This is a genomic window from Psychrobacter pygoscelis, assembly GCF_004335015.1.
In the GTDB taxonomy this organism is placed as follows: domain Bacteria; phylum Pseudomonadota; class Gammaproteobacteria; order Pseudomonadales; family Moraxellaceae; genus Psychrobacter; species Psychrobacter pygoscelis.
The window spans coordinates 86,634-107,469 of record NZ_RQRU01000001.1 but is presented as its reverse complement, the minus strand read 5'-3'; the positions used below and the strand labels follow the sequence as shown (position 1 = coordinate 107,469).

At 44.2% G+C, this 20,836-nt stretch carries 9 protein-coding genes; 4 read left to right on the top strand and 5 right to left on the bottom strand.

Annotated elements, in window-relative coordinates:
* Positions 1-94: 94 nt before the first annotated feature.
* The 4 genes from EGV92_RS14130 to EGV92_RS00345 all read right to left on the bottom strand — a co-directional run bounded on the left by EGV92_RS14130 (position 95) and on the right by EGV92_RS00345 (position 7,105).
* Entirely contained in the window at positions 95-2,818 is a 2,724-nt protein-coding gene (locus EGV92_RS14130; protein WP_242678605.1) for an esterase/lipase family protein, read from the bottom strand.
* Between the two features lie 442 nt (positions 2,819-3,260).
* Positions 3,261-4,280, bottom strand: a complete 1,020-nt coding sequence (locus tag EGV92_RS00355; RefSeq protein ID WP_131667244.1) for a tetratricopeptide repeat protein — start codon at positions 4,278-4,280, stop codon at positions 3,261-3,263.
* A 508-nt stretch (positions 4,281-4,788) separates the two neighbouring features.
* Positions 4,789-5,427: a 2-polyprenyl-3-methyl-6-methoxy-1,4-benzoquinone monooxygenase gene (coq7, locus tag EGV92_RS00350; protein WP_242678604.1), complete on the bottom strand. Its 639-nt coding sequence runs from the start codon at positions 5,425-5,427 to the stop codon at positions 4,789-4,791.
* Between the two features lie 280 nt (positions 5,428-5,707).
* Positions 5,708-7,105: an MFS transporter gene (locus tag EGV92_RS00345; protein ID WP_131667242.1), complete on the bottom strand. Its 1,398-nt coding sequence runs from the start codon at positions 7,103-7,105 to the stop codon at positions 5,708-5,710.
* 397 nt (positions 7,106-7,502) lie between these two features.
* Between EGV92_RS00345 and EGV92_RS00340 the strand changes: the two genes are divergently transcribed.
* Both EGV92_RS00340 and EGV92_RS00335 read left to right on the top strand, forming a co-directional pair.
* Positions 7,503-11,168, top strand: coding sequence for an autotransporter assembly complex protein TamA (locus EGV92_RS00340; protein ID WP_242678544.1), 3,666 nt, complete (start codon positions 7,503-7,505; stop codon positions 11,166-11,168).
* A 231-nt stretch (positions 11,169-11,399) separates the two neighbouring features.
* Positions 11,400-16,466 carry a translocation/assembly module TamB domain-containing protein gene (locus tag EGV92_RS00335; RefSeq protein ID WP_131667241.1) on the top strand — a complete coding sequence of 1,689 codons (5,067 nt, stop codon included), beginning with the start codon at positions 11,400-11,402 and terminating at the stop codon, positions 16,464-16,466.
* A 165-nt stretch (positions 16,467-16,631) separates the two neighbouring features.
* On the opposite strand, the gene hemP is transcribed toward EGV92_RS00335, so the two are convergent.
* The gene (gene hemP / locus EGV92_RS00330; protein ID WP_227672156.1) at positions 16,632-16,790 is read right to left on the bottom strand and encodes a hemin uptake protein HemP; all 159 of its coding nucleotides are present in this window, start codon (positions 16,788-16,790) and stop codon (positions 16,632-16,634) included.
* Positions 16,791-17,314: 524 nt separating this feature from the next.
* On the opposite strand from hemP, the gene EGV92_RS00325 reads away from it, so the two are divergent.
* Positions 17,315-18,562 carry an NUDIX domain-containing protein gene (locus tag EGV92_RS00325; RefSeq protein WP_131667240.1) on the top strand — a complete coding sequence of 416 codons (1,248 nt, stop codon included), beginning with the start codon at positions 17,315-17,317 and terminating at the stop codon, positions 18,560-18,562.
* A gap of 532 nt (positions 18,563-19,094) precedes the next feature.
* The gene (locus EGV92_RS00320) at positions 19,095-20,399 is read left to right on the top strand and encodes a lipocalin family protein (protein ID WP_242678543.1); all 1,305 of its coding nucleotides are present in this window, start codon (positions 19,095-19,097) and stop codon (positions 20,397-20,399) included.
* The last annotated feature ends 437 nt before the right edge of the window (positions 20,400-20,836 follow it).

Below are 20,836 nucleotides of genomic sequence, written 5' to 3'. Positions count from 1 at the left end.
TGTCACTGCTAATTTTGTTACTGCAATCACAGATTGACTGAGTAGTTAATTCAAAGCGATTAGCTGGCGATTAAACCATAACCGTTCAAGCCAGTTATTGTTTAAGCTGCTGATGCAAGATTCGCCGCAGAGTTAGAATAGTCTGGGGATTCTCTTGGATACTATGACCCCCACTGATTATGGTTTCAGAAGCAGCGCCTTCAAGATGCGCGCTTTTGTACGGAACGATACCGTCTGATAATTTATCAGTAAGCGCCTCTCCTAGATCTTCTTCGACCGTTACTGCGGCAATATGAGGGGTGTTAGCGGATGAGGTAGAGGCATTCTCCTCGCCATCAGCCAACGACTTCGACGCCTGTAAAGTCTCTAGACTTTTCGATTTTTCTAAGTTTTCTAAGTTTTCTAAGTTTTCTAAGTTTTCTAAGTTTTCTAAGTTTTCTAAGTTTTCTAAGTTTTCTAAGTTATCCAGACTTCCAGTAGCTACTGACTCATCGTCAGAGATGGTGGTGGTATCTTCTAAGAGATTTTCTTGTACCGTCCTTGACTTAGTATCGCTAATGCTGACCCTATCGACATTGAAACTGGATTTACTTGGTTGATTGGCCTGAGCTGGTGCTAAGTCCAGCTTGGTCATACTAGACTCAAGCTGCGCTAGTCCTACAGCAATATCAGAGTCCGCATTGGCAATGATGGAGTGATAAGTAACATCAGGAACGATATCGATATCTTTGGTCAACTGGATAAAAGAAGAGCGATCACTAAGCTGACTAGCGCCATTTTGTAGATACAGAGCACCCAATGGGTTTTGTGCCAGCTCACCTTGAGTGGCAATAGTTGTCAAATTACTGGTCACCGTCTGAACGAGGCCGATAGGTAAGTGAATAATGCGCCGAAGTGCTCTAGTAAACCAACGATCGGCGTAGTCAGTGCCACGAAATGGCGCACTCAAAAACACCACTGTATCGACCTGATCTAGTGGCTGTAATTTAAATCGCTCAGAGAGTGCTTCATTGCCATAGGTAGATTTGAGCATCGCACTTAGCTGACGATCAGCCTTTATCTGCTTGGCATCATTGATGGTGTTATTTATAGCTTGGGCAGACTGTTGGTTGGTTGGTTCACTATTGCCTTCAGGAGCTGACATGTTATAAGGGTCTTTATCATTACGGCTATTGATAGTGCTACTAGCATTCAAGGTATCGAGGCGATTCGATAGGTCATCATTTGATACCAGCATTCTGGCAATAACGGCCCCCATACTATGGCTGATAATGACACTATTATGACTGGCAGGATGGCTGCCAGAGGGGTCAGTTTGCTGATAAGCGCTCTCAAGCAGCTGCTGAATCTGATAACGATTCTCTAAAATAGGTAAATTGGTGGGATAGAAAATCTGCCATACTTGATAGTTATCTCTTAGCGCTGCATCGTTAAAGATATCGTTGGTTAGATTGACCCAAGTCGCTGGACTAGAAGCTAAACCATGAAGCATGATAATCACTCGTTTATCAGGGTCGTAAGGCTCCAGCATAAATAGTCTAGGTAGGCTAGGAGCAGATTGAGGCGCTAATAAATTCAAGTAGCCGACACCGCTTAGCTCATTTTCTGCAAGCCATAGACCATAGCTGGCTGAGAAGTTAGCCGCTAGTGGATACTCATCGCCAAGCAAGTTGACCTGCTCTGTTCGATATGGATTGTACAGGTGAATGTCTAAATTATTTTGTGACAGTACCTCTAAGATGGTGTCACCCTTAGGCTGGATTAGCCCAGACAGCAATAACTGACCGGTTGGGTAGATTCTGCTACTTGGATCGCTATCATCTTCCACGCGATCAGCTTTGCTTATCGCAGTGGGCAAGGAGGCGCTTAATAGCTGGCGAATAGAGGTGGTATAACGATCATCTAATGAGGCGACAAAACTAATGCCGAAGCCATCGCGCTTGCTGATAGAGTTCAGCCCTGACAGTCGTAGCTCATAAGTAGAGACCAGATCAGTAATAGCAAGGTTTTTACTGCTAGTATTCATTAGATAGTTGTCTTCGTTAGGCAGATAAACATTGAGTCGATATTTATCAACATCTGCACCAACGTGAACGCGCATTGCCTCAACTTGATCGGTTTTGTTGTGCATCGCGCTCGAAGGGTTTTGGTCGCCGCTTGCTGTACTCGCTGCTATGGGTAAATGCTCTACTTCGATGACACCATTAAATATTGGTTTATTGGTCTCTGAAAACTTATAGAGCTGGGTGATAATGTCATTGCTAGCGACGTTATAGATATCTTGAGTTTGGATATCCATCTCACTTGGAAGTCGGCGACTCAGAGAAGCGGTAGCATTATTGGACTTGGCAAAATCATGCTCTAATACATCATAGAATAGATAAGCATAGCTATATTTGACGGACTCTAAAAGTTCAGCATAGTACTGATTGAGACAAGACTGGGTCAGCTGCCTTTGTCTTATCGCTTCATTAGCAGGTAACGGTGCATTGGCATAATATGGATCTAAAGGCGGCCGCTTAAGGGAATGTCTACAAGCTTCAGAATTACTTAACCGTAGGGCTTTGCTGTAGTGCAGCTCAGCAAATATGGCTAGCGCTTGACGGTGCTGCTCGTCAAATAGACTGTCTGAGAGCTGATTCAGGCACTGCGCAAAGCTAAGCATACAGGCTTCTTCATTTAGACCAGCAGATAATAAAGCTGAGGAGGTAGCGGTACTCAATTCATCATTAGTGACGACATTGCCACGTTGAGCGACCAGCGTGTCAGCAGCGCTCTGCTTATTGACTTGGACAGTGGTACAAGCACTCAAGGTCATTATCATTAACGCAGCGATAAGGGGTTTGCGTCGTTGCCAAATGAGATTGTTGGGCCTCGGTGTCAACCTTGAGCAAGACCTAAAAGACTGAGATAAAGCCGAAAATAATAAGGTTGAACAGCGGAGTGGCAATAGGTGGAAGCAGGCTTGACGCGAGTACCTTGACAACTTCGCAAGGTTTTTTGAGCAAAAAGCTGACATTAAGCGCCCCAAGTGGATAAAGAGTTAACTACAAAATATACCATTAATAATTATCAATCTCTGCTTATTTTACTGAATTAACTAATAAAGTTAAGGTTGGTCCAATGTCAATGGCGCTTAGTGGGATTGTTACTGCCTATGTCAAAGCGCCACCATCAAAAAAGCCCCCCTAATTTAGGAGGACTTTGATTAGGATTTATTGATAACTTTAATAGCTAATGATACTCAACCAGTCATGTCATTATGATACTGGCTTCACATTAATGTCTGGGGCAGGGATGTCCCAGATGTAGAATTTACCATCTTCGACCAGTTTGATTTGTTGATCAAGGATTGGGTCGTTTGGTAGGCGCAGTTTAAGCTGGCGTAAGCGTTCTAATGCACCGCTGCGGTTATCACTTAATAAGTCAGATTGGGCAAGGCTTTGCTCCGCTTCGGTATAGCCTTGAGCGACTGCTCTATCAAGATATTTTTTACCTTCTTTAAAGCCGCCACCTTCAGTCAACATCATGCCATATAGGAAGTTGGCTTCACCGCTATTTGGTTGCAGGGTGATAGCATTGGCCACATAAGTACTAGCACGGACTGCATAGTCTGATCCTAGGTCAAGGTTACGCCCCATACCATTTAGCTTAGCAGCGCGAAGAAGTACCTCATAAGAGGCATTTGGGGCGCTAGCATAAGGCTCAATCCACTCACTCAATACTTTGATTTTTTCACGAGTATTATAGCGCTGAGAGCGGTTAGGGAAGTTTGGTGGGTAGTGACGAGCATTAGGAGAGACGTCTTTGATGAAATCATCCAGTAGGCTAACGTCTAGCTGATTGCCTCTATTATCTGTGGTCTGCGGGATTAGCACCGTTTCTACAAAGCTAATATCAGATACTGAGGTAGTCGGCGCTGGGATATTACCAAGCTGCCCTTGGCTTAAATCTAAGCCTGTATCCGCTAACGGATTGACTTGAGGCGGCTGATAGCGGCGTACTGTCGTTTCTGGATCAGCAGATGCTGCGGCTACTGAAGCACTAGGGGCAGGTTGTTGAGCAATTCGTTGGACATCTTGCTGCTGCTCAGGCTGAGCCGTGTTGGTAGATTGAGCCGCTGCGCCAGCAGGACGAATAATACGTCTACTTGAGTCAATAGCACTAGGGACAGTTAGCTGAGAGTCCGCCTGAGGAGCTGCTTGCGCCGCAGAGGTCATAACTGATAAGCAGGCAGTGGCTAGCAGCGCGCAGGAAAAAGCAGGAATTGGTCGTTTCATACGTTATTTTACCTATGTGAATGTCTACAATAAAAACTCTAAATATATAAAAGGTGTTGCTAAAACTCAAAAGTCGAAGATGATAAATAGTGAGGCAGCTATATACCTGAACTTAGATATATTCTACCCGCATCTCAAAAGCATGTCTCTACATACTCTAAGATACTCCAAGCTTTCTAGGGCTACCTAAGATGGAGGCAGGTCTATAATTGAGCCACTTGAGTCAAAGCATGAATGCTAATTACCCTAGCAAATAGTAAGCCAGTCACTCAGTAGTAGGATTGTTAAAAAATAAGTCAGAAGCATAGCGAAAAAGGTTTGATTCGCATTCACCAAGCTGCCTATTAAAATAGCCTAAGCAAATTAAACCAATCTGTAATAAATCACATTTACCATATCAAACGTTAAACGCAGGTAAGTAGGCGAACGCCTCAATGTAGCCTCTAACTACGCGTTCTATCAGCTCTAACTTAGATCTGTAATTTAGCTTTCTAATTTGGTGTCATACTTAAAGATGGTAGGCCACGTCTTTCATCCGATTGGCCATCCAGCGCATACCATGCTTAATTGGCTTAGGCAGCGCATGACCGCCATTGTCCAATGCCATTTCACGATGATGCAGCTCTTCGACATCCATCTGCGCTAAAATATCCCGTGTACGCAGATCTTGTGGGGGCAGCTGCTTGATATGATCTTGCAGATGCTCACTTACCTGAGCTTCAGTCTCAGCGACAAAGCCTAAGCTAAATTCGTTGGAGACTGCCCCTGCTACAGCGCCTAACCCAAAAGAGAGTCCATACCACAATGGTGTAAACACACTAGGATGGCTGCCCAGCTCTTCTAGTCGGGTCTCACACCAGACCAAGTGATCGACCTCCTCAAGAGCTGAGTGATGCATCGCAGCTTTGACCTGCTCATCTTTGGCTGTAAAGGCCTGACCATGATATAGGCCTTGGGCGCAGACCTCTCCAGTATGGTTGATGCGCATGAGTCCTGCGACATGTCGAGACTCGGTGATGGTCAGCTCAGGAAGGCTTGTATCTCTAACCGGAAGCGGGCGAGTGGAAGGGTTCGAGTGAGGAACAACAGCACGCAGAGCTTGATCTAAGCTTAGCAGCATATTATCTACTTTTGTAAGAGCGCGCAGTGCCATGATCATCTCCTTGGTATTAGTCAGATATAAAAAATTATATAACGTTACAGCCCAAAATTAATGGTGCCGAAGAGGTTGCTTTACTATTATATAAAAAGCAGTCATTCTGATTCAGAATCACGATATGACATTATCTAGAGTAAGTTCATGATAACAATGATACAGCGATACTGGGATGAATTTTTCGCAGCCTCTGTCGGCATGCCCGCCGCATACCAGAGAAATTTGTACCAGTTGCGCATCATATTATGATGACTCTTTTATCTAGACTCGACTAGATGTTGTCTGTATCAACAGCACCCTGCTCAGCAGTACCCAGAGTACTCTTAGTTTGGTCATTCTCACTATCTTGATAAATGGTATCTTGGTTTTGAATGACGGCATTTTTAGCGTGTTTATTTAGTTTAATATATAAAAAGGTCCCAAAGAGCAAATTTAATATACCACTCACCAAAAATAACTGCGGTAGGCTAAGCTTGAAGGCATTAAGTATCACTATCGCAAAGATAGCAGAGCTGACCATGAATAGGGCGTTAAAAATATTATTAGCGCCGACCACTCGTGCGCGGTGGCTTGGCGGTGCATAAGCCTGCATTGAGGCATATAACGGTACGATGTAGATACCACCACTAAATCCTAGCATAAATAAATCAAAAAATACGCGCCAGCTACCCGCTATCTGGGTCAGCTCTGTGACCCCGAGTAAAGCTGTGGCGGCAATAGATAGACCAGATAGCGATAGATATAAGTCAATGGCAAAGATACTTAGCCCTGCGCTACCAAAAGGCAGTAGTCTTAAACTAACTTGGTTTTTGGTCAAGGTTTTACAAAGTAGCGAGCCAATGGCCACGCCGACAGAGAATAACGTCAGCAATAAGATAACCACGGCCTCATTGCCATGCAAGATAACTTTGCTAAATTCGGGGGTCTGTGTCAAAAATGTCGCACCATAGAACCAAAACCAGCTATTCCCTATAATGACAAAGAATAGATAGGGCAGTGCATATAAATATTTAATAGTCGCCACACTGGTGGTGATGATATTCCAGTTGACCTTTAAAGAGGGCTGCATAGCAGGAGTAAGTGGTATAAACCGCGAGGCGATATAGCCCAAGATAGCGATTACAATCACGCAGGCACTCACCCAGTATAATGGTGTAGCTGTCTGCGATAGCAATCCAGCCACAATCATACCCAATAAGATAGCCAACGAAGTACCCATCTGAAATAAGCCATTGGCACCAACCAGCTCATCACTGTGCATTGCTTGAGGCAAGTAAGCATACTTGATTGGTCCAAATAAAGTAGAGTGCGTGCCCATCAAAAATAAAGCCACAAATAGCAGAGGATACCACTCCATGACAAAGCCAATAGCAGCGATTAGCATAATGGATAGTTCAAGCAATTTTAGCGCTTGGGTAAGCTTAGACTTTTCATACTTATCTGCTAGCTGACCGGCTAGTGCCGAGAATAAAAAATAAGGCAGGATAAATAACATCGCGGCCAGATTGTTTAATATGCTAATCTCCATACCTATTTTACTTGCTGCACTAAAAGTTAGCACCAAGATTAAGGCCTGTTTGAAGACATTGTCATTAAACGCCCCCAAAAACTGGGTAAAAAACATCGACGTAAATCGACGATGTTCAAAAAGTTGAAATTGTGACGCCATGCCCGCTCCTAAATATAGTAATGGCCTTCAGATAAGCCCCTAAGCTAGTTGATTTGGGTTATTTTTATTATTATCTACGTTGCTGTCTGTATTGCTATGTCCCTTGCTGTCCTTACATTGCAATATCCAAGCTTGGGGTTTCGTTACTCAATATACGTCGTATAATAGCAAGGCTGAAATATAAATACATGCACACTAAGCTATTATTACACTGACAACTGGGTTATGATTTGTAAGTTTTATTATGTCGACCCTTGTCCCAAAGGCAATAGCAAAGTACGGCAGTTTAGTATATTTGGTCGTTATGGATAGTGCAGCAGCTATATTATCAGGGTACAGCAGTGTATGAACTAGGCATCCAATATGACAAAAATTGAACCGAAGGGTATGAGTTGATATGCGACTTAAGATATCATTACCATTGACACAAAGTTTAACTATTCCTAGTGATACGCTAAAGACGCAAAAAGCAAAGGTATGGATGACAGTGACGCACAGCACTACAAAGAAAGTAAATAATACTAGATTGCCTCGCCACAAGCGCCGATTTTATAAGACGGCATTAGTAACGGCCATGAGTAGCGTTATGCTACTGCCTCTTGGTAGTGCCTATGCCGAGACCAACACTGATACAGATGTAAATAGCGCTGACCCAGCGCTCGACTCTACCAATGCAGCGGCCGCTCAAAAGGACGAAGACTTACATCAAGTCTTAGACGCCTTACATCTAAAAAAGGCCGTAGAAAATGGTCTGGTCGATGCGTCAGTGCTAGAAGCTTATCAGCAAGAAACGATAGATAAGGCGTCCAATCCTAAACCTAGATCGAAAAAAGCCACGTCAACTAAGACCTCATCTACTAATTCTAGTAGCAATCAGCCCAAAACTGCAGCAATAAACAGCGCCTCTAACCGTGAGGAACAAGCCGCGGTGGCGTCTCAATCAGATTCCTCGCAGCCGAATAACCCTCGAGTGACTGCGTCCCAAGCGAGTGCTAGTCGTCAAAGCAGACCAGCGGTTGCTGATATTTCAGAGGATTCGGCTGATAGTAGCCCCCCAGATAGCGCTATGCAGCTTATCTCTGAAGATACCTTAAATCAGCAAGCTGAGGAAGTGCAGCGCTCTGGATATCAGATGATGAGCCCAGCTGAGATTGACAGTCAGCTAGGAGTTGTTGATTCGCTGGTTCAACGAGCAGCGCAGTTCGATGCGCCAGTAGCGACATTAGACAGTAATGAAGCGCCGCTTGGGCTGGATTCTGAGCTTGATGCAGCCAAGTTACCTACGCCTAGTAACCTTGAGACCCTAGGGGTTAATGATACTGTCGCCGAGGATGCTACTGACCGAAATACTGGCAGCACAAGCGTTAATGAGGATAATGTCACTAACGCCGAAGCCGATGTATTAAATCGGCCCATTCAAGTTTCTGATGCGGTTAGTAGTGGTCAGTCAGAGGGCTTAAATGGCGTCAATGATATTACGGAGCGACAAGATCCCGAGCTTGAGCTGGCAAAGCAGTCAAGCAATCAAGTCAAAGGCAGTGATCAAGCACAAATTGTAGACAGTCATATAGAGGCAGCGCGGCAAGCGGATGGCGAAAATAGTGACTCGCAGGCGAGCGCAGATATCAATCCTGAAGATTTCTTACCAGATTATCAAGCGACCTCAGAGTCTGATGCCCTAGCAGAGAGTATTGAAAAGGCTAGCGATGATACGACGAGCGCACGTAGTGATGGCAATATATTTAAGCGTCTCTATAATCGCTACTTTAATGACGGTTATTCCGCGTTACCACGTATCAATGCGACGGTCTATCTTGAGCAAGGAGAGAGTAACTCATCTTCAGCTAAATTGATCAAAGCGGATAAAAATATTCAGCCTATTAATAATATTAAAGCAGCACTAGAGGACATCACGGTACAGTCTGTTGCTGACTTTACTGGGGCGCTGCCAAGGCTGCGTCAAACGGCTTTAAATGCGGCCAAAGCAGTCGGCTACTATGATGTGGCGTTACGACTACGTCGTCAGAGTGACGATGATATTGACGTCATTATAGAGAGGCTTGGCGAGCCTGTAATTGTTGATAATAGGGTTATTGATATTCGAGGTGAGGGCGGGGATACACCAGAGTTTCAGGCTCTTGAAGAATCCTTGCCACCACATTCAGGAGAAGTATTCAATCACGGTGTCTATAAGACCAGTAAAGCTGCGATTGAGACCCTTAGTAGTAATCAAGGCTATTTCGATAAGTACTGGCTGAATAAATCTGTCGATATCATCTTGCCAGACAACACCGCTGACGTCGATCTTATCTACAACACTGGCGAGCGCTATAAGTTTGATGACGTGGTATTCTTCACCTATGATGAGGCCAGTAATGAGCTGACGCGTGATCCCAATAAGCTACCCATTAAACCAGAGCTGCTGCGTCAACTGTTGAGCTTCAAGTCAGGCGATCCTTATTACCTACCTAATATTACCAAGCTTAGCAATGACTTATCAGCCACACGCTATTTTAACACGGTCAATGTAGAGGTCATCTTACCCACTGATGCAATAGATACTAATGCCACTTTGGGCTTTGACAGTTCGGTAAGCAATGACAATAGTTTGGATGATAATGAAGATATAAGTATCCTCAATGCTGAGAATCCTGCCGATACTATTGCCAATAGTACGGTAGAAAATGATGCTAACTTGACTGCTAAGAGTGATGTTCCAGCAGATGAAAATCCATCTAAGGATACGGTCGATGAGCAGGATATCGCGCCTATTGACTTTCAGGTGGATGAGCAGACCCACGAGAAGCTCATTGCTATCCAACAAAAAGCTGAGCGCTTGGTGTCGCTACCCGATGATCGAGTACTGGATGAACAAGGTCTAGAATCCAAGAGTTTATTGGGCCGGATTAGTGATTCTATTAGCAGTATTGCTAAGAAGATTCTCCCTGATGGTGATGATGAAGTCCAAGCGCTTAAGCCTGAAAAACTCTCCGGGCGTATAACTCCTGAAGAGGTGAAGCGTACCAAGCAGGTTCCCCTTTATGTCTATGTCTCATCAGAAAAGCCTCGAGATGCTCAAGTTGGTATCGGCTATGGTACTGACACCGGCGTTCGTGCCACAGCCAAAGTTGACTACAATTTGATCAACCGAGATGGTTATCAAGCTGGGTTCGAAGTAGCAGCATCACGTATGGATAAGAATGCGACCATCTATGCAAGTCGACCTTGGAAGCATCCGCTCAATGATACGCTGAATGCAAGCTTGAGTTATCGAGAGGAGACATTAGATAAAGGTGAAGGTAGCTTTGATTTATCTACCAATACGGTAGAAGCGTCATTAACCCGTAATATTCGCCGTGAAGAGGGGTGGAACCGTACGTACTCTATTCGCTATCATCACGATGAGTTAGAGACTAGCGTCGATGAGGCAAGACGTAGCGACTTACCAGTCAGATTTACCTCATCAAAGCCGACTCAAGAAGCTCTGTTGTTAGGCTATGGCATGAGTAAGCTTGATGTGGATAATGTGAATAATCCGACTAAAGGTATCCGCCAATATTATGGTATTGAAGCGGGGGCAGATGGGGTATTGACAGATACCAATATGGCCATAGCTCGTGCGGGTGTCCGCGGTATTTATAGCTTTGGTGAAAGTAATGAGCATCAGGTTATTGGCCGCTTTGAGGGGGGGTATCTATGGGCAGATGACTTCTATGATGTGCCGTATAATTTGCGCTTCCTAGCAGGGGGCGATCAGAGTATCCGTGGCTACGATTATAAGAGCTTATCGCCCATTGAAAAGGGCTATCTGACTGGTGGGCAAGTGTTAGCCGTCGGTAGTGCAGAATACAACTATGAGTTCCGGCCTGGCTTTAGAGCGGCCGTCTTTACAGATGTGGGCAATGCCTATGATACTGACTTTGAGACCGATACTAAGATAGGTGTCGGCACCGGGATACGCTGGGCCTCGCCTATAGGTGTGGTTCGACTGGATGTGGCGGCCGGTGTAACTGAAGAAAGTATCCCTGTTAGATTGTATTTCTTTATTGGCTCGCCCTTGTAGGCACAAATGCTGGTAGTCGCAAGTGCTAGCAATCTAAGGAAATATAGTATAATCAGAAACTTTTGCGAAGATTAACTTAACAATTATAGTTCACCATCTGAGTTTAACTCTCTATATTTAAGGGTTTGGCGGTCATATGTTAAAGATCATTATTTTTTAAATCGGTTATTCAAATTTATACGAATAACGACAATCCAGCTGAACCCTAATTAATTTACCTATTTGAGTGTCATGATAAGCAATCCACCCCCGTCTCCGAAGGATTCTTCAGAAGATCCTGCTCAGCGTGATGCTAGAGCAGTTCGTCGTTGGTATCCCTTGTCTTTTTTATTAAAACTCATGTTGATAATGATATTGTTGGTTGTCATCATGTTTGCTGCTTTTTATTATGTAGCAGGGACAGAGTCGGGCACTAGATTTTTGCTAGAAAAAGCGAGCTCTGAGACGGGTATTAAGTTTGCGTATGGTAAAGGCAACCTAAGAGAAGGCATTTGGATCAAGGATATCCACATCCCTGCTACTGAGGATATCGACGTTGATGTCGATCAAGCGTACGTCAAGATAGGCTGGCGGGCAATTTTCTCTAAAGAGGTGCATCTAAGAGACGCCAATATTCATCGAATCGATATTATCAATCGCAAACCGCCAACTGGCGACCCTTACGACTATAACACCCTAAAGCTCCCAGTCAATCTACGCTTTGATCAAGCACAAATAGATTCTATTCACTATAAACAAGTCACCAAAGAGCCAATTATTATTAAAGGGGTTCTTGCCAAAGATTTGACTTGGGTAGGCAGTGATGTAGAGGTGGGCCAAGCCCACTTGCAGTATGCCGATATCGTTAAGGTGGATAATCTCTCAGGTGGGATTACCCTCAGTGGCGACTATCCACTTGATGCCAAGGCCATCGTTACTGTCAGCGCTCTAGAAAAAGTCTATGTAGACCCCCTCAACGTCAGTGTTACAGGCAGCCTTAAACGCACAGTCGGTAAGGTTAGTAGTCGCTATAACGACTCAAAGGTAGAGGGTGAGTTTGTTGCTCAAGGTCTTGATGATGAGGCTCCGTTTCAAGCCAAGCTACGTTGGGATGAGGTGCAGATTCCGTATTTGGAGTCCCAAGACATTCATCTTAAGTCAGGCCTTTTGACCGCCAGTGGCGTCACCTCTAATATTCGTTTGCGAATAAACTCTGAGCTAACTGCCAAAGATATCCCATCTGGGCATTATCAAGGCCGTGGTGTAATCGCTAACAGTCAATTGCAGATTGAGCAGCTACTTGCTGATGTTCCAGAGGGCCGCCTAGCACTCGACGGTGTCCTAGATTGGTCGCAAGCATTCACTGCTGATATTACTGCTCATGGTCGCGGCTTTGATCTGCGCCGTGCTATCCCTAAAGAGTATGAAGACTATAAGGCTTATGCCCCAAAGACCTTAGATGGTAAGCTTGACTTCGCCTTTAAAAATAAAAATGCCAACAGCAATATGCAGATCAATATTGATCTTGATCAGCGTGATGGTGAGCAGCTTAACATTGATATGGTTCGCGGTAGACGCTCTGCTAAGTCTACTCAGACACCGCCTTGGTACATCGATGCCAATTGGCTATCATTGACGCGTCGTGACGTGCCTAAGATTGGCAATATCATTAGCCCAGAAGGTAAGGCACATGTCATTGTTCAAGACGGTAGACTTTCTGTCGATGCCAATGCCAATATTACAGAATTAAGTGTCGCACCAGCTGGTGTCTATGATGTTAAGATGCGTAAGAATGGCGACACCATCAATTTACCTAAGGTGGTCTATAACGGTATCGTCGGTGACTTAAGTGGAACGGGTGAGATTCAACTGGCTGGAAGCAATCGTCCATTAACTTGGCAGATCAATGCCATAACCAATGAGCTATTACCCAAGAACTATCGCGAGGATCTACCTATCGAGCGGCTGGAAGGCAATATTATCGCCAGTGGTCGTCTGATAGATATCAATCAAGTCGTCACTAGCCAAAATAGAAATGGCCACAAAGTTAGCAAGCGAGTCCAAGGCCAGCGTCATGATGTTACCATAGGCGCGGCAGACTTACAGGTTCGACTAGACGCCAGTCAAGACAGTCGTGACCTTCGCGTGACCGGTAAAGGTGACGGTAGAATCGACTTGATAGCAGGAGAGGTTACTGATTTTGATGCCAGATTTGATGGGCGAGTAAATACCCGTGATGTGCCGACAGGCGATTTGTCGGTGGATGCGTATGGCTCGGCAAAGCATGTCTTTTTACGTCATCTACGTTATGGCGGCGAGGCTGGGCAGATGGATGTCTCGGGTGATATTGATCTACGTCAGGATATTGCTTGGAATGTCACTGGTAACTTTGATAAGTTTGATGTCGGATATTTTGTTCCTGAGAATCCAGCTATTTTGACTGGAGACTTAACGACGTCAGGACGCTGGATTACTGATAAGCGCGCAGGCGCTACTCAGGCCAAGGGCAATCATAAGTCAACCAAAGCACCTAGCGGCAAACTTGGCAACTTCAGTCTAAAGTTTGATGGTATTCTCGATACCGATAAGCTGCCAGCGGGTAAACTTAACATCGATGCAAGTGGCGACGCGCAAGTTATTACCGTCAAGCGCTTTCGTCATGTTGGGGATGCAGGCAGTATTGATGCCAGTGGTACTGTTGATGTGCGCCAAGGTCTTGCTTGGGATATCAAGGCGCAAATGCAGCAGTTCAATCTAGGCTACTTCGCTGCTGACATGCCCAGCAACATCACAGGTGTGGTTCTGACTAATGGTCAGTGGAGCGACACGCAGCAAAATATCAATCTAAATCAAGTAAACCTCACTGGTACCCTAAAAGGTCAGCAGCTTAGTGCTGCTGGTAGCCTAAAAGCTAAGCTGAAGCTACCGAAAGACTTGACTGCCTATTTTGAGCGGCTAAAAGGACAAGATAGCGAGGCTAAATATCAGCAGGTCAACGCCTTAATTGAACGCTTGGATGCTGATAATTTGGTACTAAGATGGGGTGATAATTACCTTACAGCCAATGGTAATGCCAAGCAGCTTGAAGCCAAAGTCAATATAACCAGTCTAGATCAGCTTTCCGATAATCTTGCGGGTAAAGTCTCAGGTGGAGCGACAGTCACGCAGCCTGAAGGTCAAGCACTACCCACTCTTTATATAGATTTAGTAGGTGAGCGAATGGCCTTTCCTAATCTGTTGTTAAGAGAAGGGCGTATCCGTGGCAAGATAGTTGATATGGCCAATAGTCCAAGTCAGCTGGTCGTCAGTGCGCAAAATCTAGAGATGGCAGGACGCAGCTTTGATGAGCTAAATGCTGTATTTAATGGTACAGAGCAAGATCATGTACTGAGCGTATCTTTTGGTACAGATCAAGGGCGTGTGTCAGCCCTAGTGAAAGGTGGCTTCAATAGAGAAGATATGCGCTGGTCTGGGGTAGTAGGTAAGGGTAAGATTACCTCAAAGTATGCCACCTTAAATCAGCTCCAGCCGGCTCAGCTGATCGCAGCCTTGCCTGTTAATACTAAGGGTAAGTCGCGGCCTGCCCAGATTCAGCTGGCAGCTCATTGTTGGGGTGCGTCCGATCAGTCGGGCAAGCTATGCTTACGTAATAATTTGATCGCCTCGCCTGACAAGGGTCAAGTGGATTTGACGCTACAAAATATCGACACTACTTTGCTGTCGCCATTTATGCCAAAAGATCTAGATTGGCAAGCTAAAATTAACGGTAAGGCGGTGGTAGGCTGGAAAAAAGGGGCAGCACCTGATATCAATGCTACCTTGTACTCTGACAATGGTAAGTTAGGCTTGATTCAAGAGGGCGACAGTCGTCCAGTGACTGTTACCTATAAGCGGATATCCTTAATTGCCATGTCAGTAGCAGATGGCCTGAAGCTTCGTACTGATATCAATACAGGACAAGGTGGTAAAGGCTATGCTGAAGTGATTGTCGATCCTTATAAGTCACCGAAGCCGATCTCAGGTGCCTTGGTGATCAATGAGCTTAATCTAGCGGTCTTTAAGCCCTTCTTCCCAGGTATACGTGTTTTAGAGGGTAACATTACCATGGCTGGGGGTATAGGCGGCACACTGAACAAGCCTGATTTTTATGGCAATGTAGAGTTGAGTGATGGTCGAGTAGCCCTATTGGATGTGCCGATTAATTTTACCAATCTAAATGCGACTGCTAAGATTCGGGGTAATGAAGCGCTGGTTGATGGTAGCTTTAATAGCGGCTCAGGCACCGGTCAAATCGACGGTACGATTAACTGGCAACAAAAGTTACAAGCCAAGCTCAGTATCGAAGGTAATCGTTTGGTGCTAACGCAGCCGCCACTACTTGTCGCTGAGGTGAGTCCAGATATCGATATCATCGTGCGTCCTACAGAGCGTTATGTCAAAGTTGAAGGGGCTATCAGCGTACCTAGTGCGACCATCCGGCCACCTGAGGCAAGTGAAGATATTATCACTCAATCTGAAGATGTCGTGGTCTTGGATCGCCGCTTGATTGGCAATCTTGATGAAGTCTTGGCAGTTACCAAGCCTTGGTCGATCAATGCCAACATCGGTGTGGATCTGGGTGATGATGTCAACTTTAGAGGGTTTGGTGCGGTGCTACCTTTAGCAGGGGCGATAGAAGTACAGCAAAGTGGTCAAGGTGCTATGCAAGCAAAAGGTGTCGTTCAGGTATCACGCCGAACCAACATCGATGCCTTCGGTCAAAACCTAGAGCTTAACTACGCCCAGATTCGCTTTAATGGCGATGTTAGGAAACCCAATCTAAGTATTGAGGCGGTCAAAGAGATAGAAGGCAAAAATGTAGGTGTCCGTGTTAAAGGTGATACCGCCAATCCGAATATTATCGTCTTTAATAATGCAGGGTTGACTCAGCAGCAAGCCATGAATGCACTGGTCACTGGCCGTATTCGCAATCCAAGCGGCGCGCAAGTCAGTGAGCAAGGGTTTAAGTCTGAGGTCACCAATAATCTGGCTGCTGCAGGTCTAAGCTTTGGCTTAAGTGGTACTCGTAGCTTGACCAATGAGATCGGCCGGGCCTTTGGTCTACAAAGCCTAACCGTGGACGCCTCAGGCAATAGCGATGATACCAATGTCAATGTAACAGGATACATTACTCCAGACTTATATATCCGCTATGGGGTTGGCGTGTTTAATGCTCAAAATAGCTTGTCTGTACGCTACCAGCTAACGCGGCGAGTGTATGTCGAGGCAACCTCAGCGGCTGAAAATGTAGTCGATGTGGTATACAGTTGGCAGTTCTAGCAGGGCAATAGGAAAATATCGGGTGTCCAACTTTATTTATCAGTAGCAACTAAAAACGCCTCACAATGAGGCGTTTTGAGGTTTTAGATCATAAGGGTGGTTGGGGAATAAAAAGACAACCGTCTATTTATCCTACCTTTGGTTCTACTTTCCCTTATATTCTCTTTACTTAGTTAGAATTAAGCGATTATTGCGCGTTAAGCGAAGGCGGTATTCTTCACCTTCATGCTCAATCCGTACTTCTTTGGTCAAAGCAAAGAGGTGCTGAGACTGAAGGGTAGGAAGGCGGTTTTCACGGCAGTTTAAGTATCTAGAAATGACCATGCTCATAGTGTACTCCTTGTGGTGTGGCTGCGATTGGTGTGGCTAACAAAACAATGATTTAAAGAGCGTAGGACAGTAAGTATTACTTACTCAATATCTATCCCATTCTCATCAATACGAATGAATCTTAAGTAATCACTAGTAGTTAATAATCTTCGATGGGTGAGGACTCATTAGGCGTTTTTTACCAAAGCTCTCATATCGTTCCATAATAATTATTAACTGTGGCTCTAAGTTGCTTACTTAACGATAATCATTATCATTTAGAAAAAATATTAATGCAAGGTATTAGTAAAATAAATCGCTATATTTATGTAACATTGTGTAATCAAACTGATTGCTATTATGATAAAGAGTGGTCGGAAATGTTGGCTATCAAGAAAATAAGTTATTGTTTTACATATACATGTTAAGAATAAGTACGGTAAGTACTTTTTGTAGAGTACGATAAAAATGACTGAAGCTGAATCATCGCTATACTGCGACGATATATTATTACCAGCTAATGATGAGGGCGTGAGTAAATGACAGCGACAAATAAAAAACAGCGATTGGTTGAGGTGGCTGTGGCAGTGATCCACTATCAGCAGCGTTTTTTGATTGCCTATCGTAACAGCCAACAGCATCAAGGGGATCGTTATGAGTTTGTAGGCGGTAAGGTAGAAGCAGGCGAGTCCGCGCCAACAGCATTGTGCCGCGAAGTTAAAGAAGAGATTGGCTTGCGTCTACAAGAGAGTCAGCTGACTAAGCTGGGTCGAATCAGTCATGATTACGGTGATAAGCAAGTCCGACTGCATGTTTTTCAGGTAACTTTGAGCCAGTCACAATTTGAGCAGCTGGCAAATGATGACTTAGGTCTTGAAGGTCAACCTTTGCAGTGGGTAGATAAGGCAGAGCTTATCGCCGGAAGCTATCTGCTGCCAGCAGCGAATAGCCCTATCTTGGCATGGCTTTTACTCCCCAGTACGCTAACCATTACTTATCCGCTCAGTCACTTTCAGGAGGCAGAGGCGCCTATAAAGGCTTGGGTAGACTATCATGTCCGCTTTCTAGCATCAGCGGCCACAGTATATTGTCGTCCTAAAGCCGATGAGTTGATAGTCAGCTCTGAAGATAATAGTCTCGAACAGCGAGTTTCGATTATCAATACGACCATTCAATGCGTTGCAGAACTGCTGCAAAAAAGACCTGATATCAACGTTATCTTACCTGACTGGATATCGCTTATGGCGTATGACTTCAACCAGTCACAGACTCAGCAAGACAGTCAGTACCCAAGTGAATACATGCGACTCGATCAGTACCAAGCTATCCAAAGTAAAATGACCCTCCTTAAACCCTTTTATAGTAACAAACAAGTCATTGCTCAGCATTTGACCCATAAGACGCTGCTGCAACTTTCGTCAATTGCTGATGAGCCTTTGGACATTAGTGGCTCACAGAGTCTGGACGCTATGGCCGATAGTCTGTCCTGTCATTTACCGTTAGTCGTCAGTTGTCATGATACCGATAGCATTCAGGCTGCCAATCGTCTGGCTAATCAACGAATTAAACAACAACAGCCGCCATTAATTGCTGCCTTTATTTCCCCAGTTCGACAGACGAAGACTCATCCCGAGGCAAAGGTGTTGGGTTGGACTGGGTTTGCTGAATTAAGTTCAATGATGGACATGCCGGCCATCGCCTTGGGTGGTTTGTCGATAGATGATATACAAAAGGCGCGTCAACATGGGGGATACGGTGTCGCTGGTATTCGAGAGTTTCTGCAATAGACTAGTATTTTGGTAGATATAACGGAAGGTATCTCTACAAACTATTAGAATATGTGCTTAGCGGTTATTACCAAGACAAGTATGGACTAAGAGATTGTCAGCTTAACTGTCCGTAATCCATACAAGGGAAATTTATGTCAGTAAGGGAGGCCAGCAGGCTGCTAAACTTGCTAAATTTGATTGGGATTTAATTACATTTCTTTATGCAGTTTACAAACAGTATCTTTTTCACACAATGCCCCACTATTGCTAAGGTTTAATAGTTATTATTATAAGCCCTGTTAGATGGTGCATCGAAATATTTAGCACCATTTTATGTTTAATATCAGAAGCTTAGAGTCAAAATCTTGAAGAAATCTTGAAAGATATTACTTAGACTAACGTTGTTTTGATAGTGACAGAATCGAAGTGGATTCGATATCAAAATCTGATTAACAGATATGGGATTCAGCGTGTTTGTAAGCTTCTACTCTAATTAATAAACTTTTAATTTGTTGACTAATGACCAGTCCTAATACCATCTGATACGATTATGAACCGTGATAAAGACAAGCCAGTAAGTCTAGCCTATTATTCTATCCATATGCTAACTGATCAAAATGCAGCACGTGAGCGTTACTGCAACGAAGCTAAGCGGCACAATACCCAGCAGCGTACTACTACGCACCCTTTTGATCAGAAGTTATCCCGAATTAGTGAGCGTAGGAGCGTTAAGCTAGGTCAAAATCGTGACTTGTCTACTTTTTCTATTTCTATGAATGACAGTCCTTCTAGCAGTAAGTCAAAAGCACCAGAAAAAAAAGATAGTTTTGATGATTTTAGTATTCATCGCAACAATCGAAACAGTCAAGGTGATGCTCAAAGTAACGAGAACGAGCGTTTTGCTTACAAAAAATTAGCATCTAAAACCAGCCCCATTCCTACCGGTCGATCTAAAAATCAATCTAAAAATATAGAAGAGGTGGAAAAGGACAGTCACTTTAGCCAATCAACTTTAAAGCCCTCCACTCATAGTGCCAAAGACAAGCCGACTATGCCGTTTTATCCCTCAAGTGATGTTAATGCGAAATCAGATTATGATAATTCGATAGAGTCATTTGAGCTATCAGAGCGGGTGTTTATGAATAGTTTACTGAAGCACACGGCTATTGCTCTAACGATTATTGTCCCTCTAGCTGCAATGACGGCTTATGCGGCTACTCCTGCTGCCCCTGACGCGCTTAATGATGGTCACAGTAGTAGCAATCACGTGCTATCGGCCGTAGATAATAATATCTCCTCTTCCAAGATGAGTGCACAAGCTACCCAAAATTCTGGCGTACCGACTGCCGTCGACAGTGTTGATTTATCTCGTTATGCTGGCGTGTGGTATGAGATTGGACGATTGCCAATGTATTTTCAACGTCATTGCGTTGGTAACGTCACTGCGACTTATACCCCCCAAGTAGACAGTCAAGCGTCAGGCAATCAAAAAATTGCTGTACTGAATCAGTGTGTCGATAAAGACGGCCAGATAATTACTGCTGAAGGCGAAGCGACGCCAGTTGATAGTGCAGGCAGTAAACTGAAAGTTACCTTTTTGCCTAAATGGTTACGCTGGGCACCTATCGGTCGCGCCAATTATTGGGTATTGGCCCTTGATGACAGTTATCAATCGGCATTGGTCGGTACGCCGGATAATAAGTATCTTTGGATATTATCGCGATCGCCAGATCTGAATGATGAGACCTATCAAAAATATCGTACTATTGCACAGAATCAAGGCTACGATTTGTCAAATTTTAAATTGACTCCGCAAGATGTTAGCGCCCAAGATGCCAAAGAGGGTGCAGAATAGTTCAATTATTTACTGTCTTGATGCTTACTGTTTCATTAATATCTTATTATCCTGTAGCTGGGCTTAAGTTATTCGCCAAATTAGGCTGTTAAATTGCAGTATGATAAACCTTACTACTAGCGTGGAGAGTGACTGGGTTGTTATCTATTAGTGCGTTAGTAAAGAAAACAACAATGAATCCAGACTTTTCTAGTCTACTTTACTGGTATCCAATATAGAATTGGGATAGAATCTAGGCAGTTTTTAATCACTCAATCGTGCGAATCTCAGGGTCTCGACCTTTGATAAGTGTTTAAAGTGACTGCCTTGGGTAAAAGTGTTGGATTTAATGAGCTGGGTTATTCTAATGACGAGAATAACTGATGATCAACCAACTCATTAGTTCCTAATTTGCTTCTAATTTGCACGTCATTGATTAATCAGATAATGTTTGACTG

Bases quoted from the DNA above. Each gene is read 5' to 3' on its own strand.
- EGV92_RS14130 (WP_242678605.1), bottom strand. From the start codon at position 2,818: ATGACCTTGAGTGCTTGTACCACTGTCCAAGTCAATAAGCAGAGCGCT.
- EGV92_RS00355 (WP_131667244.1), bottom strand. From the start codon at position 4,280: ATGAAACGACCAATTCCTGCTTTTTCCTGCGCGCTGCTAGCCACTGCC.
- EGV92_RS00345 (WP_131667242.1), bottom strand. From the start codon at position 7,105: ATGGCGTCACAATTTCAACTTTTTGAACATCGTCGATTTACGTCGATG.
- EGV92_RS00340 (WP_242678544.1), top strand. From the start codon at position 7,503: ATGCGACTTAAGATATCATTACCATTGACACAAAGTTTAACTATTCCT.
- EGV92_RS00335 (WP_131667241.1), top strand. From the start codon at position 11,400: ATGATAAGCAATCCACCCCCGTCTCCGAAGGATTCTTCAGAAGATCCT.
- hemP (WP_227672156.1), bottom strand. From the start codon at position 16,790: ATGGTCATTTCTAGATACTTAAACTGCCGTGAAAACCGCCTTCCTACC.
- EGV92_RS00325 (WP_131667240.1), top strand. From the start codon at position 17,315: ATGACAGCGACAAATAAAAAACAGCGATTGGTTGAGGTGGCTGTGGCA.
- EGV92_RS00320 (WP_242678543.1), top strand. From the start codon at position 19,095: ATGAACCGTGATAAAGACAAGCCAGTAAGTCTAGCCTATTATTCTATC.